This window comes from Bacillus sp. E214 (assembly GCF_008087365.1).
In the GTDB taxonomy this organism is placed as follows: domain Bacteria; phylum Bacillota; class Bacilli; order Bacillales; family Pradoshiaceae; genus Pradoshia.
Genome location: NZ_VENN01000007.1, coordinates 54,417 through 70,483, shown reverse-complemented (window position 1 = coordinate 70,483; position 16,067 = coordinate 54,417). Strand labels below are relative to the sequence as shown.

Here is a 16,067-nt window from a genome sequence, read left to right as displayed (position 1 = left end):
GTCCAAAACAAGGCCTTGTCTCTCCAATTCGTTAATTGAATATATGAGACAATCCTTCTGAATATGTGCTTGCGGGGGACAAACAATTTATTTTTATCGTTTTTCAAGTAGAACCTGGGCAGCCGCATATTGTTTAGTATGGGTAATACTTAAGTGTGCCTTTACCTCTAAAGGATGTTTGATAATCGGTTTACCATTCTTGTCAGGAATAATGCTAATATCATGGAACGATAGTTTACCGCCGATACCTGTACCATTTGCTTTTGAAAATGCCTCTTTAGCAGAAAATCGTCCGGCAAGCCACTCGATTTTTCGATTTTCACCAAGTGACAGATAGTATTCCTTTTCATCTTCAGTTAGTATACGATCAACAAATTTCGGCTGCCGTTTAAGAATATCTCTCACTCTCTCAAGTTCAATAATATCGATACCAATTCCAACAATCATTGGTTCACACCCTCACAATTTATATAGCTATTTTAGTTTAAACATTACCTCATTATAAATGATTTACCAAATCTTATTATGTTAGGATGATGTCTTTTGTTCACTCGTACCGAAAGTTTCGGGCAATTTATCCGTTTTTACCCGGGAGTCAGTCTTTTAACAGCTGTGTGTATAGTTCTTTTTATTATCACTTCTTTACCAATCTCTCTTGGAAGAGATCTTTACACCTTATTAAGCGGAGTTAACTTATTCATTGCAGAGGGTGAATATTGGAGATTGGTCACACCAATCTTTCTTCACATTGGCTTTTCCCATCTATTATTCAATAGTTTCTCCTTAATTATTATTGGTCCTGGACTGGAAAATATATTAGGTACATTTAGATTCAGTCTCCTTTTTATACTGTCCGGTACCCTTGCAAATGTTCTTACATTCTTTGCAGAACCTTTAATGTATGCTCATGTGGGAGCCAGCGGTTCCATTTATGGGCTATTTGGATGTTTTGCCTATATCATCTTTTTTAGAAAAGATTTAATTTCGCAGCAAAATTCACAGGTTATACTAGCTTTAATTATTATCGGGGTAGTCATGTCTTTTTTCCAATCATCCATTAATATCACAGGGCATATTGGCGGCCTTATAATGGGCTTTGCACTCTCCCGTCTATTTTTAGTTAATCGATAATTAGATGAATCTATTTCCTCTCTAGGAAAAATTAACTATAATAGAAATAGCATCTTTAAATTAGAGAGAGAAGGTAGAAGCTATGGATTTATCATTCAGTGAATTTTTGATTCCTCAACCCATAAAAGGAAATGGCCAAGAATGCCTTACATTTTCTATCCCTGAATGGATGAATTTATCTGACACCTTCTCTATTCATACATATGAACAGTATCATCCAATCTATGTCATGCAGGCAATGGCTTCTGTATCACTAACAAATGAAAAGGAAGCCTTCAAAATTGTAAAATCATATTACTGCAAATGTACATCTGGAGTAGTTCAGAAACTCTTTGTCCTGGAATATTTATTCCGTTTAGGATGCATGGATTGGATTAAAACATTAATACTCGAAGATTCCTCCAACCCAGAAAATAATGAATTAAGAAATGTATTTTCTATTTATATTGCTCAGGCAGAGGCTCAGATCGATAACTCAGAGCTTATTGATCAAGCATTTAATCTGTCTTCAAGCTGTTTAGAAATTAATATTGCTTCTATCATTTCACATATGTATGGGATTAGTCAGTTAAGATTGCAAGAGCCACTCAATAAATTAATAAAGGCTGTCGAACCCATGCTTTTACTATGTAAAGAGGAGGATTTGCTGTCTATCTTTAAAATACAGCTTGGAGAAATGTATTTAGTCTCTATGTTATGCAGCAGCACAAATCCAGAGAACGTTCGAAACGCCTGCCAACAATACTTTAACAATAAAGATTTATTGCAACAATTCCCTACTCTGGAAATCAGCCTGTCTCACATCATAGCTCATTCTTATATGTTCGATAGCTTCCCTATAGCAAAAGAATGGGTGACGAAGGGATTAGCTCTGCTGAAAAATGTCCATATGCAACGCAGACCTTATTTGGAGGCTTCACTTAATTGTTCTTTGGATATATTCAGGAGCTTATGGCGCAGAGAATTGGATATACAACCGACATCCCCATCTGAAAAAGCCTATCGTTATATGGTAACTGGCCAAACACATCTAGGAAGCAAGATATTAGAGACTTTGCAAACAGAAAAAGGATCACTCACCCTTTTTGAACACTTTTATTTAGCTATTGGTAAAGGTCCTCATGAATTACGAGAGGCACAGAACCTTTTCATACATAGCCGTAATTACTATTATGCCAAGCTTATCGACTTTCATTTGTCACAGGCTCATACGAAAATATAGCACCATCCATTATTTTAAAGCCATCTAGCAATTTTAATTGCTCAATCAACTTGAAAACAGCAAAATCTTTATGCTTAGCCTCCAGCATACAATCAACTTGGCTTGTCAAATTATTATTCCCCTGCACTAATTCCATCATTTCTTCTTTTTGCACATGATCAGCATGTGCTTTTTTATTTTTTTCATTCTTCGGGGATGAAAGATGGACTTTAACAGGCAAGCTTGAATTACTCCAGGTTTGCACAATCCTTGGCCAGTGATCTTTCCAATCTCCCTGACAGTTTTGTTTATGATGGTGTAAATCAAATACCATTGGAATGGATAGTTTTTCACATAGGTAAAGGGTATCCTGTATGCCAAATAGCGTATCATCATTTTCCAATATAATCATTTCCTGAATATCCACAGGCACATATCCCCAATTATGAATAAATTGTTCAAGAGCTTGTTCCTTATCTTGATATAAACCACCAATATGTAATACACAACGATGTTTTGGCGATAATCCAAAAGCTTTTAGTAATCGAAAATGCATCCTTAATGTCTTAATTGATGTTTTCAAGATATTCTTATCTTCACTATTTAAAACAACGAAGTGATCCGGATGAAAATCAATTCTCATATGAGAATGCTTTTTTAGATATTCTTTAATCGCACTTGTTTCCTCTTTTATACCGGCCATATAGTTCCAATCTTCTAAATCCGGATGGTTGGCAAGTGGTATTAATTTTGAGGAAAATCGAAAGAATTGGATACCATTTACTTCATTATGAATTAATAAACGAAGGCAGTTTTTAAGATTGGTTTTTGCAATTTTCTCCAGTCTTTTTATAGCGGCTTCTCTATTTGCCAGCTTGCTGAATTGGGCATATGTCATTGTTTTTGAGGGGGATGCATTTTTCAATTCCATACTCATAGCTACATAACCTAAGCGAATAATAGTCATAAGATTTACTCACCTCCTATGCTTATTATGAACAATGGAAGGTAATTCATTACAAAAAGGCCAATCCTAATGTGTAGGATTGGCCTTTATTTAAATCTTATTTACTTGTGTTTTTTGGTTTAGAGTTTGAGTAAGACTTTCTGCGTCCACCTTGATTGGTGCTGCTGCTGCGTCTTCTGTCTCCGCCACCACGGCTATCTCTGTCTCCGCCTCTGTTATATGGACGTTTGCTTCCGCCACCTTTTCCGCCTTTATAACCATCTTTGCGGAATGGAAGTGGTCTCTCTTCTGAGATGGTTACAGGCTTTTCATCCGGCTCTCTAATGAACAATTTCAATGCTGCAGCAACTAATTCCTCTGCAGTATGATCTTCTATCATTTCTTTAGCCAACGGAAGATATGCCGTTAAGTCCTCAGAAGAAACAACATTGTACAATTTTTCTTTTACAGTTCTTTGCTGTCCTTCAAGCGCATCTGTAACAGTTGGAGCTTTTATACGCTCCATTTTCTTTTTAGTGGTGCGTTCAACCACTTCAAGATAAGACATTTCACGTGGAGTTACGAATGTAACTGCCATACCTTCTTTACCCGCTCTTCCTGTACGTCCAATACGGTGAACATAACTTTCAGGATCCTGAGGAATATCAAAGTTATAAACATGAGTAACACCGGAAATATCAAGACCACGTGCAGCCACATCCGTAGCTACCAATATATCGACTGCTCCCTCTTTAAACTTGCGTAAGACTGACATACGACGTGCTTGTGTCAAATCACCATGGATTCCTTCAGCTGTATAACCACGTACTGTTAATGCTTCTGCTAATTCATCAACACGACGTTTAGTACGGCCAAATATAATAGCTAATTCCGGCGTATGGATATCAATTAGACGAGTTAATGCATCGAATTTTTCTCTTTCCGGAACACGTACATAATATTGGCTGATTGCCGGTACAGTCATTTCTCTCGCTTTTACACGAACTGTTTTTGGTTCATGCATGAATCTTTCGGCTATACGACGAATTGGATCAGGCATAGTTGCAGAGAACAATAGAGTTTGGTGATTATCTGGAACAGAAGATAGAATAGATTCAATATCTTCAATGAATCCCATGTTCAACATTTCATCTGCTTCATCAAGAACTACAGTATGAACATTGTTCAAACGAATTGTTTTTCTGTTAATATGATCCAACAGTCTGCCTGGTGTACCCACGATGATATGCGGACGTTTTTTTAACGCACGGATTTGACGAGTTATATCCTGACCGCCATATACTGCCAGAACGCGGGAACGGTTGCCTGCTCCGATTTTGTAAAGCTCTTCAGAAACCTGAATAGCAAGTTCACGTGTCGGTGCAATGATTAATCCCTGAATTTCGTCTCTTTTTACATCGATTTTTTCAATCATCGGAATTCCAAACGCAGCAGTTTTACCAGTACCTGTTTGAGCTTGTCCGATTAAATCCCCACCCTGCAATGCAAGTGGAATCGTTTCAGATTGGATTGGAGTTGCTTCTTCAAACCCCATGCCTTCTACTGCTCTTAATGTGTCGCTGCTAATTCCTAATTCACTAAATAATGTCATTAATTTTTCTACCCCCAAGATAGGTGTTATTTTAACAATTGCTTCAATATATTTTTCATTCCTGTAAAACAGGATTACGGTCAATTTAATCATGCCTGTTGCACAGGGTTCGATCTCACAAAAAAAGCGGCCGTTAGTATCCCGGCAGCATGAGTTCATAAGTCCAATTCATTTGGAAAATTTTCATGAAACGCATGTATTTAACTTATGTTAACAAAAACAGACCGGGATTGCAAATAATCGCACTTGCAATATTCTATTATGCTATTTGTCCTGCTTCAAATCTTCAAGCTATTAACAGATACCTTTGTGGTTCTAAATTAGCTAATTTAAGAACTGTATTCTCCCTTTTTAAAGCCGTTGATGGGTGAAGAATAGGCGCTGCACACTAATCTTGTACACGATAAGCCGTTATAGTCACGATTTGTTTTAAATAAAATAGAGGTTTATAAACATATTTACAGAATTTTGTTTGTAGTACACATAGATGATTTATGCCAGGACTCGATTTATACAAAGCAATCGGATCTTGGTATCAAAATTAAATAAAATATTACATTTACCTACTAATCAATCGATTGATTAACTAACCTAGTTTAGTGTGCAGCATAAAAACGCCAATTAACTAATAAATAACCTCTATTTACATACAGTTATATATTACCCAGATTTCATTCAAATCATGCAGATATGTATGAAATTTTTAAAAATGTCATTCATCCTTAAAGAATGAATGACATCGTGGGATAGTATATCTTTAAGGTTTAGTCTTGAAGGCTACGAACGACTTCTTCAAGCCTCATCCCTCTCGAAGCTTTGACCAACACAATAGAATGTTCATCAATGACTTCTTTTAACTTCAATGATAATTGATCCTTATCACTGAAATGATAAATGCGTTCTTTATTCAAATTTTCTGCAGCACCTTCGGCAATCTTTTCAGCCAATTTACCATACGTAAAGACATAATCAATCTCCTCTGTGATTAATTCACCCATTTTGGAGTGATACATCTCTTCCTCTGGTCCCAATTCAAGCATATCGCCTAGTACAAGAATCTTCTTGCCCGTACCTGTCATCCCTTTCACTAATTCAATAGCTGCTTTAACTGAAGTCGGGCTGGCATTATAAGCATCGTTTATGATTTTTTCGCCTCTCGCTCCAAAGGATACTTCCATCCGCATATTAGATAGTTTTACTTCAGCAAGGCCTGTCGTGATTTGTTCCCAGGAGACTCCCATCGTTCTGCCAGCAGCTATCGCCGCCAATGCATTCAGCACATTATGATTGCCTAAGAGCGGCAATACGAAAGGATGATTACCATCTACATCAATTGTAAATTCCATTTCATTCTCTCCTGCTTTGCTTTGAACAGGATAATAGTCATTTGTTATGCTGCTGCCAAAGGTAATCTGTTTATAGGCATGCTTGGATACCCTGCTTAGCAGAAGAGGTTCATCCCCATTAAAAATGAGTGTTCCATCCTTCTTTAAACCCTCGACAATTTCCATTTTGGCGTCTGCAATTCCTTCGCGAGAACCAAGGTCAAGTAAATGCGCCTCACCAATATTAGTAATAATCGCTACATCAGGTTGTCCAATCTGTGAAAGGAGTGAAATCTCCCCACTGCTGCTCATTCCCATTTCTAGAATCAGGATTTCTGTATCTTCCGGAGCAGACAGAATCGTAAGTGGCAATCCAATGTGGTTGTTATAATTTCCACTTGTTTTATGTACCCGATATTTTGTTTTCATGATCGAGGCGGTCATATCTTTAGTAGTCGTTTTCCCATTACTGCCTGTAATTCCGACCACTTTCGTATCCAATTCATGTAAATATGCTTTAGATAACTGTTGTAATGCCTTTAAACTATCCTTAACAAAAATCAGTGCTCTGTTTTCAGGAGGATTCGGTGCATCTGATTCCCAAAATGTAGCAGCTGCTCCCTGAGCGAATGCTGCCTCTACATGATTATGTCCATTGCTATTTTCACCCTGCAAAGGAACAAATAGATTGCCTTCCTCGATTTTTCTTGTATCATTTGTTACTCCTGAAACAAGTATATCTTTGAAACCTTCATTTATGCTGCCATCTACCATAGCTGCAATTTCAGCCAATGTACGTTTGATCATATTAATCCTCCATTACCCTTTATCATCCCTGAAAAAAAACAGATACAGCCAATTAAATAATCGGCTGTACAGCATTCCTCTGCCGTTTAATTGAGTATGCATAACCCTATCAATAGTAATAAGCCGGAAATGATGTTCGTAAATCAACCCATCGAGAATATCTAATGCGCAGATTCTTACATTTCTCATTTATACAGCCAGGCTACATTATATTAAATAGTATATTTAATTTTTTGCTTTTCAGCATGTCTTTCAATAGCTAAATTAATCAGTTTTTCAATTAATTGCGGATATTCCACTCCAGTGTGGCTCCAAAGTAATGGGAACATACTGAATGGCGTAAATCCTGGCATTGTATTTACTTCATTAATATAAGCTTTTCCGTCATGTGTAAGGAAGAAATCTGCCCTTACAAGCCCGGAACAATCCAATGCTTTGTATGCCTTAATTGCCATGTCATGCAGCATTTGATATTCTTCCTGAGAAATCTCTGCAGGTATTACCAATGCTGTATCGCCATCTTCGTATTTAGCTTTATAGTCATAAAACGCTTTTTTCGGAATAATTTCCCCTGCAACAGAACACTCAGGATAATCATTTCCAATAACGCCAATCTCAACCTCTCTTGCAGTAACACCTTCTTCAATGATTACTTTTCGGTCGAATTGGAATGCCTCTTCAAATGCTTTATGCAGCTCTTCAGCATTTTCACATTTACTAATCCCAACACTGGAACCTAAGTTAGCCGGTTTAACAAAACATGGATATCCCAATGCTTTTTCTACCTCTTGGCATACCTTTTCTTCATTTCCGCTCCATTCTGAACGTAAATAAGAAACATAACCAACCTGCTCTAACCCAGCCTGGGCAAATATATTCTTCATGATTACTTTATCCATACCTGCTGAAGAAGCAAGAACACCATTTCCTACATACGGAATATTAAGCAGCTCGAGCAACCCCTGCACTGTACCATCTTCGCCATTAGGGCCATGTAATAATGGGAAAATAACATCGAATGCATCATCAGATCCGTGAGCGATAATACTGTTAAAACCAGTTGTTTGAACAGCCTGACTTCTGTGGTCAAATTCCAGCTCTTTAACAGATTCAACTGGTCCTTGTAATTGCGGTCCTTTAATCCATTCCCCCTCTTCATTTATGTAAATCGGATGTATCTCATATTTAGATGAATCCAATGCTTTGATGACTGCCATAGCAGTTTGCATGGATACTTTATGTTCAGCAGATTTTCCACCATATAATAATCCTAGTTTAATTTTCATTGAATTTACCCTCCGTTAATTGATACATAATATATTGTATCATTTCCTTTTCAGAACATTAAATTAATATGTGACAGGTACTTTTTATAGGCAAAACTTATATTCTTCTTATTATATGCATATTCGAACATAATTTGTGAACCTGAATATCTGTATAATAAATTAGGAAAACCTCCTTAATTTTACAGGAGGTTTATTTTCCATCTATGACCCATTCTTTCATTTTCTTCTGATAAACGAGATTAACAGTTTGCCGCTTTTGATAAATCGTCCTTAACTCATCTCTTAGCTCATCTTCATGCCGATAATCTCCAACAACCCATACTGGAATCTCGATAGTTTGTCTTGTTTGAATTGACTTATGAAAGCTAATGATTACGCCCTCATTAAACAAAGGGGATAACTGTTTCAGAATCTCTGTAGGGATTATTGCGTTCTCTGTTTTTTTTCTACCGCCCAGCCATAATCGATCCGGCTTATTTATCTCCACATGCTCAGGAATTAGCTTGGAAATTAACTGGTAAAAATCATTCCAATACCGGTAATAAACTTTATTATAAAAGCCATCCTCTAATGTTAAATAGACAAACCGATTATTTAATTTTGGATAAAAGGGAGATCTTAGATGGTTAAATGTATGTCTGATATACAGGATTTCAGCGATTTCCCATGGAGCTAATTCTTCCAGCCCCTCAATATCCTCAAAATCAATCCAGCTTATATGCCCATACTCCTTCCCACTTTCTTTATAATATTTCTTATATGAGGGAAAGGAAACATAATTAAACTGTGTATGCATATCATATTCAACATCCATAAAAGGATGATCCAATAATAAAACATTTGGCGGCGGCTCTTTCAACGATTGCATAAAACTAAAAAAGTCTATGCCAAATGAAGCTACAAAATGCTCAGCTTCTTGTTTATGAAGGTATATAAAATCTCTTTTACCATGTTTCAATACAAACCCCTCCGGCATGTCTTCATCAATACGATGTTAGGTGGCTATTAGACTATTTTGATTAGTCAAGCCTACATCTAATTACCTATCCCCTGCTTATCCTATCGGTGTAAATAGTTTCTCCTTTATTCTAGACGATATTAAACCAAAAAAGATTCAAAAAACCGTAAAAAAATTATATTGTAAAGTTGTTGTAACATTGGTAATCCTTTAATCTGACCTGTAGCAAAAAGTGAGTAGGCACCAGCCTTATTTTTTAAATAAAGATTAAAATTATATAATCCCACTGTTTTAAAAGATTCAAACTTTCTCGTATAAAATTATAAGACTTTTTTCCCAACATTACTAAACTTACGCACCGTTTTAAATTATTTTACTTATTCGGAAAATACTACCTTTTTATTTTTGGTATTAACCGGAGCTTGACTCCATTCTTTTCATTTAGTTTCGTTAGATGATATGTCCCTGTAACCCAATCTTCCATTTGGTTTTGGTACCATTCGCTTCCCAATTGCCCGGACTGTCCTGGTCCGACTATATGTGAGGCCTTGGATAAATCAGAGAGATCCGCAATAAACCTCCATGATCCTCCATGATTAATAGTTCCCTTCGTATCGTAACCAGCTGCCTGAACCGTAACCGCACTTCCCCCACTCTCTAGTTCCCCCTTATAATTAAACACATATTGAAGAGGACTGACTGAGGATAGCGGATGCTTAAATTGAATTTGGTGATAATCCCCCCATCTCCAATTAGAAAGAACCCCTCCCTGTATCTCTTTCCCTTTTGTAACAGCTTTCTTCAAGCTGGTTTCCAGCACCGTCTTTAAGCCACCCTTGTCTTCAATCCAAATACTCTTTTCACCATTTAACGCTTTTCTAAGAAGCTGATCAACAGCTTGCTTTCTGCCTCTGAAAAGGGTGAGCATTTCTTCAGATATATCATCTGCGAATAAGGTGTCCGAGATTTCTGCCATCCATAGTTGGAAGAGTAACGGAGCTGCCATTTCTTTGTCATCCATGTAATTCCAGTCCTCTAAAACATCAATGGCCTCTGTTTCTTTAGTCTCTGATAGTTCTTCTATAAACTTCGGCAGGAACTCCTCCGCCTGCAGATTTCGCTGATCCATTTGCAAATTCTTCATCTCTTCAATCGTTAATTTATCATTGCCTGAAAGAACTTCATCAATCCTCATTTGGCGATAGGGCTGGGCCCAATCATGGCTTATATGATACGGATAGTGTTCATCTGTTACTTTATTGTTAGCCGTTGATATGTATCCTTTTTCAGCATTAATCGTACGCGGTAATTCGTTGTATGGAATATATCCAACCCACTCATTTTCTCCCGTCCAGCCTTCTACCGGTAAAAGAGCATCCTGCTTATCTTTTCGAATAGGAATCTTCCCATTAGCCTTATAAGCAATTGTTCCTTCCTTTGAGGCAAAGACAAAATTTTGTGCCGGCGATTCAAAATCCTCCAGCGCTTTTTCGAATTCGGTCCAATCTTTTGATTTACCCATATTAAGCACGGCTTCCAGCTCATTTGAGGGTTGCAAAGCGGTCCACTTTAAAGCCAAAACATGCTCCTTGCCAACACTTCCTAAAAATTCTGAGATGACAGGCCCATGACGTGTAATGGTTATTTTAAAATCCTCCGATTTCTGTCCTTTTATCTTTATCTTCTCATGAATAACCTGAGCTTTTTCCCATTCTTTTTTGTAAAGAAATTCATCTTCCTGTTCAGGGTTTCTCTTCTCAATATATAAATCCTGTACATCAGGACCCACATTCGTAACTCCCCATGCAATAGTTAGGTTATGACCTAAAATGATTCCAGGAATACCGGCAAATATGACACCGCTAACATTATAGCCAGGCCCTTCCAAATGATTTTGATACCAAACAGAGGGGGTGGCCAAAGATAAATGTGGATCATTCGCCAATAATGGTTCTCCAGATTGGGTCTTCTCACCTGAGACTACCCAATTATTGCTTCCGTTATATTCATTCGGGACAACAGAAGAAGATAAACTGCCTTCTATGTCGAGTTCATCCTTGGTTATATTCACTGGTGCTCCTGCAGGGTAGCTTGGGAATAGTTCATATGCTTTTTCCTTCGGGAAACTTTGCAGCAAATAGTGACGAAAAGCCTGACTGTTCCAGTTTCCTCCCAAATCAAAAGCCATATACTTACCAATCGTCAGTGAATCAATCGGAGTCCACTCCTCTGGCTCATACCCAAGAAAGGTAAATTCTATCGGCCATTTCCCTTTGGCCTTTTTTTCTTTTATGTAGGTATTTACACCCTCAGCAAATGACTGAAGTATTTCTCTTGCCTCCGGTGAATAGGATTCATAAGAATCTTCAGCAGCTCTCCTCAAACCTAGCGTTCGGAAATATTTATCGTTTTTAAGCATGGCTTCCCCTATTACTTCACTTAATCTGCCTGATGCCTGCCTTCTTGATAAATCCATTTGAAACATCCTATCCTGAGCCTGTACATAACCTTGGGCAAAAAATAAATCCTGTGTATCATCGGCCTTTATATGCGGAACTCCTTCTTGATCACGCAAAACCTCTACCTCATTATGTAAACCCAAAAGTTCAAGTTCACCTTCCATTTGCGGTAAAGGCCGTTTAACAAAATAAACCGCTCCCAGTGAACCAATTATAAGAATGACTACTAAAATAGCAATTACCCATAAACTAATTTTCTTCCCCTTTGACACCCGTTTCCTTGGAATCTCCATTTCCATAATATCCCACCTCTCATGCTTTTTACATTCTATAAAAGATGAGAGTTTCCTTTATTTGTTTTAAACCATTGCCTCAGCTGCTTATACTTGTTATACAACGCAAAAAAATGCCGACACATACCATGTCGGCATTTCCTCACTCTATTTACTTTAGCTTAATTCGTTGAAGGCGCAGGGCATTTAAGACAACACTCACCGAACTGAATGCCATAGCACCACCTGCCAACCAAGGGGCGAGCAGTCCCATAAACGCCACTGGAATTCCAAGGGTATTATAGCCAAAAGCCCAAAATAGATTTTGTTTAATATTACGCATCGTCTGCTTACTTAAATAAAACGCATCTGCAATTCCATTTAAGTCGCCCTTCATCAAGGTAATGTCCGCTGCTTCTATTGCAATATCTGTACCTGTTCCGATAGCAATACCGATATCGGCCAACGCTAGGGCCGGAGCATCATTAATTCCGTCGCCGACCATCGCTACTTTTCTTCCTTCAGATTGGAATCTTTTAATCTGATTCGCCTTTCCTTCTGGAAGAACTTCAGCAATCACATGTTGAATACCCGCCTGCTTTGCGATTGTCTCCGCGGTGCTCTGATTATCTCCTGTAATCATCCACACCTCGATGCCCATATCCCTTAGACGTTGCACCGCCTGTCCGGATGTCTCTTTAATCGTATCAGCAACAGCAATGATACCAGCCACATTTCCATTCACCGCGGCAATCATCGCCGTTTTCCCTTCTTTCTCAAGATCCTCCATAAAAGGCTGAGTTGAGGTGATATCAAGCTGATTAGCCGTCATCCATTTTCTCGTTCCTACCAGGACTTTATCCTGCCCAACAGAAGCGCGAATTCCAAATCCAGGAGTACTTTGAAAATCTACTGCCTCTGTAAGCTCCAGATTATGTTCATGGGCTGCTTCGACTATTGCCTGTGCTAGAGGATGCTCGGATGGTTTCTCTGCTGCCGCTATGAGTTTTAACAGTTTTTCCTGCTCCCAATTTCCGATTGGTATAATATCCGTTAAAATCGGTTTACCATTCGTTATTGTCCCTGTCTTATCCAACAGTACGGTATTAATCTGATGAGCGGTCTCTAAATGCTCTCCGCCTTTAAATAAAATACCAAATTCAGCTGCCCGGCCAGACCCAGACATTATGGATGTCGGCGTAGCCAACCCTAACGCACATGGACAGGCTATTACAAGAACAGCAATCATATTTTCTAGTGCCGTAGTAAAATTTCCACGATCCACGATAAAATACCATGCTATAAATGTCAAAACGGCTATTCCCACTACAATCGGAACAAAGATACCTGATATTTTATCCGCTAACCGCTGAATTGGAGCTTTCGAACCCTGTGCCTGTTCAACCACTCTAATAATTTGGGATAGGGCTGTATCTTTACCCACTTTAATGGCTTTCATCTTTAATGCACCATTTTTATTAATGGTGGCTCCGAAGACTTGGTCCCCTGGATTTTTATCAACCGGAACACTTTCACCCGTTAACATGGATTCATCCACAGCTGAGCTGCCATCGAGCACTTCACCATCTACTGGAATTCTCTCTCCGGGTTTCACATAGATTAAGTCCCCTACTACTACATCGGCAAGCGGAACTTTCACTTCTTTTTGATCACGAATGACAATCGCCGTTTTAGGCTGCAAGCCAATCATCTTCTTAATCGCATCTGATGTACGGCCTTTTGCCTTAGCCTCAAATAATTTACCCAGTAAAATTAAAGTTATTAAAATGGCACTTGTTTCAAAATAAAGATGCGGCATCTCAGCATGATGATGCCCACTTTTTACTATAGATTCATATAAACTATAAAAATAGGCAGCAGATGTACCAAGCACCACTAATACATCCATGTTGGCACTGCCATTTCGCAGAGCCTTATAGGCCCCTTTATAAAATTGCCAACCAATAATGAATTGAACAGGTGTCGCTAAAGCCAACTGAACCCACGGATTCAGTAAAATATCCGGTATATACATCCAGGAGGTAAAAGAAAAATGGGCTACCATCGTCCATAATAGTGGCAATGAAAGGAAAGCAGCTGCTATAAACCTAAGCTGTTGTTTTTTTATAGCCGATTGCCTCGGGTCTTCACTTTCCTGTTTATGCTGTTCCTTTGGTGAAGCACCATAGCCTAGTTTTTCTATTTTGGCAATGAGATCTTCCTCAGATAACTCACTGCTAGAATATTCAATCGTGCCGGATTCCAAGGCCAGATTTATATTGGCAATTAAGACACCCTCCGTCTTGTTCAATACCTTTTCAATTCTTGCTGAACAGGCGGCGCAGGTCATTCCGGTAATCATTAGTTCCGATACTCTAGTCGTAACCCCGTACCCTAGCTTTTCTATTTTTCCTCTTAAATCGTTCGCTGATAAGAGAGTAGGATCATAAAGAATAGCAGATGTTTCAGTGGCTAAGTTCACATTTACCTCTTTAACTCCCTCCATTTTCCCCAGTACCTTTTCAATCCTTGCTGAACAGGCGGCACAGGTCATTCCCGTAATCTGCAAATGGACATGCTTCATAAACTCACCACCTTATTGTTGAACTTGCATTATTTAAATAGGGCGTGGCTTAGCCTATTAATTCGAATCATATATTAATCGACATCATATCCTTGTTCATCAATAGATTCTTTAATTGTTTCTAGATTAACCATTGCCGGGTCATATTGGACTTCCACTTTTCCCGTATCCAATGTAACCTTCACAGAACTAACTCCGTTTAACTCACTTACACTGCCTTCGACTGCTTTCACACAATGCTCGCAGGACATACCTTTTACATTTAAGATCGTTGTTTCCATTTTAAATTCCTCCTATTTTTTCATTAATTTTTGTATGGTAATTAATACTTCATCGAGTACTTCCATATCACCCTGTTGAATTCTTTCTGCCACACATGATTTCATATGGCCTTCAAGCATCAACTTTCCAACAGCATTCAGGGCTGATTGTGTAGCTGCAATCTGGGTTATAATATCATCGCAATATACATCCTTTTCAATCATGCCTTTAATCCCTCTAATCTGCCCTTCAACCCTATTTAAACGACTGATCAAATTTTTTTTTACGTTATCAGAATGATGGCTTTTTCGTTCTTGGTCATGATGGCAATGATTACCCATATCTTCAGTAATCTCTATCTCGCTCATAGTGACCTCCCTCCCGTTTTTCTATTATTAAATATACTATACCCCCCTATAGTATATTCTTCAACGTTTATCACTTATGATCGATCTTTTTAAAATTAGACTGACAATCCATTGTTTTTCTATCCAACCTTGATTGCGTTATACTTATGATTATTCACAAATTGCAAAGGAGACATGTACGTTGCTAACAATCTACTTAACTAGACATGGACTTACAGAATGGAATGTCAATCGTATTATGCAAGGCTGGGGAAATGGCGAACTGACCGAAAAAGGTATTAATGATGCAAAAGCTCTTGGAAAGAGGCTTGCTGATGTAAAACTTGATAAAGTGTACAGCAGTACATCAAAACGTGCTTATGAAACAGCTCAATATATCATCGGTGATCGTGAGATTAGCCTGATTAAGGAAGATGACTTACGTGAAATGCATTTTGGAGATTGGGACGGGCGCATTAGAGATGAGATTGAGGCAGAATTTCCTGAGGAATTTAAAATCTTTTGGGAAACGCCACATTTATTTGAGACAGAAACAGGTGAAACCTTTAATCAGCTCAAGAAAAGAGCTGTCGATGTGTTCGAAAGAATTATAAACGAAAACCCTTCCGGTACCATCCTTATTGTGACCCATTCTATTTTCCTGCGTGTTCTGCTTACGCATATTAAAAACACACCACTTTCAGATGTCTTTAAAGCGACACCGCCAGGGAATACAAGTTTAACGAAGCTTGAATTTCATGATGGTAAAATGGAACTTTTATTCGAAAATGATATGCAGCACGTAGAATAAATAATCCAAGAGGCTTTCCCATAGTCAAGTTGTTGGGAAAGCCTCTTTTTGTACAGGATAGATG

General features: G+C 38.2%; 14 protein-coding genes. 3 read left to right on the top strand and 11 right to left on the bottom strand.

What is annotated here, in order from left to right; genetic code table 11:
* Positions 1 to 93: 93 nt before the first annotated feature.
* Positions 94 to 447, bottom strand: a complete 354-nt coding sequence (acpS, locus tag FHY47_RS17205) for a holo-ACP synthase (RefSeq protein WP_066102473.1) — start codon at positions 445 to 447, stop codon at positions 94 to 96.
* Positions 448 to 543: 96 nt separating this feature from the next.
* Here acpS and FHY47_RS17200 point away from each other — a divergent pair, with 96 nt between their 5' ends.
* Positions 544 to 1,131, top strand: coding sequence for a rhomboid family intramembrane serine protease (locus FHY47_RS17200; RefSeq protein WP_066102476.1), 588 nt, complete (start codon positions 544 to 546; stop codon positions 1,129 to 1,131).
* An 82-nt stretch (positions 1,132 to 1,213) separates the two neighbouring features.
* The gene (locus FHY47_RS17195; protein WP_066102479.1) at positions 1,214 to 2,353 is read left to right on the top strand and encodes an AimR family lysis-lysogeny pheromone receptor; all 1,140 of its coding nucleotides are present in this window, start codon (positions 1,214 to 1,216) and stop codon (positions 2,351 to 2,353) included.
* On the opposite strand, the gene uvsE is transcribed toward FHY47_RS17195, so the two are convergent.
* From uvsE to FHY47_RS17150, 10 genes are all read right to left on the bottom strand, one after another.
* Positions 2,313 to 3,299: a UV DNA damage repair endonuclease UvsE gene (uvsE, locus tag FHY47_RS17190; protein WP_066102482.1), complete on the bottom strand. Its 987-nt coding sequence runs from the start codon at positions 3,297 to 3,299 to the stop codon at positions 2,313 to 2,315. The two genes, FHY47_RS17195 and uvsE, sit on opposite strands and share 41 nt — an antisense overlap.
* 97 nt (positions 3,300 to 3,396) lie before the next feature.
* Positions 3,397 to 4,890, bottom strand: coding sequence for a degradosome RNA helicase CshA (gene cshA / locus FHY47_RS17185; RefSeq protein WP_066102485.1), 1,494 nt, complete (start codon positions 4,888 to 4,890; stop codon positions 3,397 to 3,399).
* A 764-nt stretch (positions 4,891 to 5,654) separates the two neighbouring features.
* A complete protein-coding gene (locus FHY47_RS17180; protein WP_066102488.1) occupies positions 5,655 to 7,022 on the bottom strand; it encodes a UDP-N-acetylmuramoyl-tripeptide--D-alanyl-D-alanine ligase in 1,368 nt (455 codons plus the stop codon).
* A gap of 12 nt (positions 7,023 to 7,034) precedes the next feature.
* On the bottom strand, positions 7,035 to 7,211 hold the full coding sequence (locus FHY47_RS19055) for a hypothetical protein (RefSeq protein ID WP_187393506.1): 177 nt from the start codon (positions 7,209 to 7,211) through the stop codon (positions 7,035 to 7,037).
* A gap of 23 nt (positions 7,212 to 7,234) precedes the next feature.
* The gene (locus FHY47_RS17175; protein WP_148631239.1) at positions 7,235 to 8,308 is read right to left on the bottom strand and encodes a D-alanine--D-alanine ligase; all 1,074 of its coding nucleotides are present in this window, start codon (positions 8,306 to 8,308) and stop codon (positions 7,235 to 7,237) included.
* Positions 8,309 to 8,501: 193 nt separating this feature from the next.
* Positions 8,502 to 9,269 carry a hypothetical protein gene (locus FHY47_RS17170; RefSeq protein ID WP_139892878.1) on the bottom strand — a complete coding sequence of 256 codons (768 nt, stop codon included), beginning with the start codon at positions 9,267 to 9,269 and terminating at the stop codon, positions 8,502 to 8,504.
* Positions 9,270 to 9,660: 391 nt separating this feature from the next.
* The gene (locus tag FHY47_RS17165) at positions 9,661 to 12,027 is read right to left on the bottom strand and encodes a penicillin acylase family protein (protein WP_148631237.1); all 2,367 of its coding nucleotides are present in this window, start codon (positions 12,025 to 12,027) and stop codon (positions 9,661 to 9,663) included.
* Between the two features lie 145 nt (positions 12,028 to 12,172).
* Positions 12,173 to 14,584, bottom strand: a complete 2,412-nt coding sequence (locus FHY47_RS17160; protein ID WP_140462288.1) for a heavy metal translocating P-type ATPase — start codon at positions 14,582 to 14,584, stop codon at positions 12,173 to 12,175.
* A 74-nt stretch (positions 14,585 to 14,658) separates the two neighbouring features.
* Positions 14,659 to 14,865 (bottom strand): copper chaperone CopZ, encoded by a 207-nt coding sequence (gene copZ, locus FHY47_RS17155; RefSeq protein ID WP_066102503.1) that lies wholly within the window; start codon positions 14,863 to 14,865, stop codon positions 14,659 to 14,661.
* A gap of 12 nt (positions 14,866 to 14,877) precedes the next feature.
* The gene (locus tag FHY47_RS17150; RefSeq protein WP_066102506.1) at positions 14,878 to 15,213 is read right to left on the bottom strand and encodes a metal-sensitive transcriptional regulator; all 336 of its coding nucleotides are present in this window, start codon (positions 15,211 to 15,213) and stop codon (positions 14,878 to 14,880) included.
* 181 nt (positions 15,214 to 15,394) lie between these two features.
* Here FHY47_RS17150 and FHY47_RS17145 point away from each other — a divergent pair, with 181 nt between their 5' ends.
* Complete coding sequence (locus tag FHY47_RS17145; protein WP_175354241.1) at positions 15,395 to 16,003, top strand: histidine phosphatase family protein; 609 nt, start codon at positions 15,395 to 15,397, stop codon at positions 16,001 to 16,003.
* Positions 16,004 to 16,067: the final 64 nt, after the last annotated feature.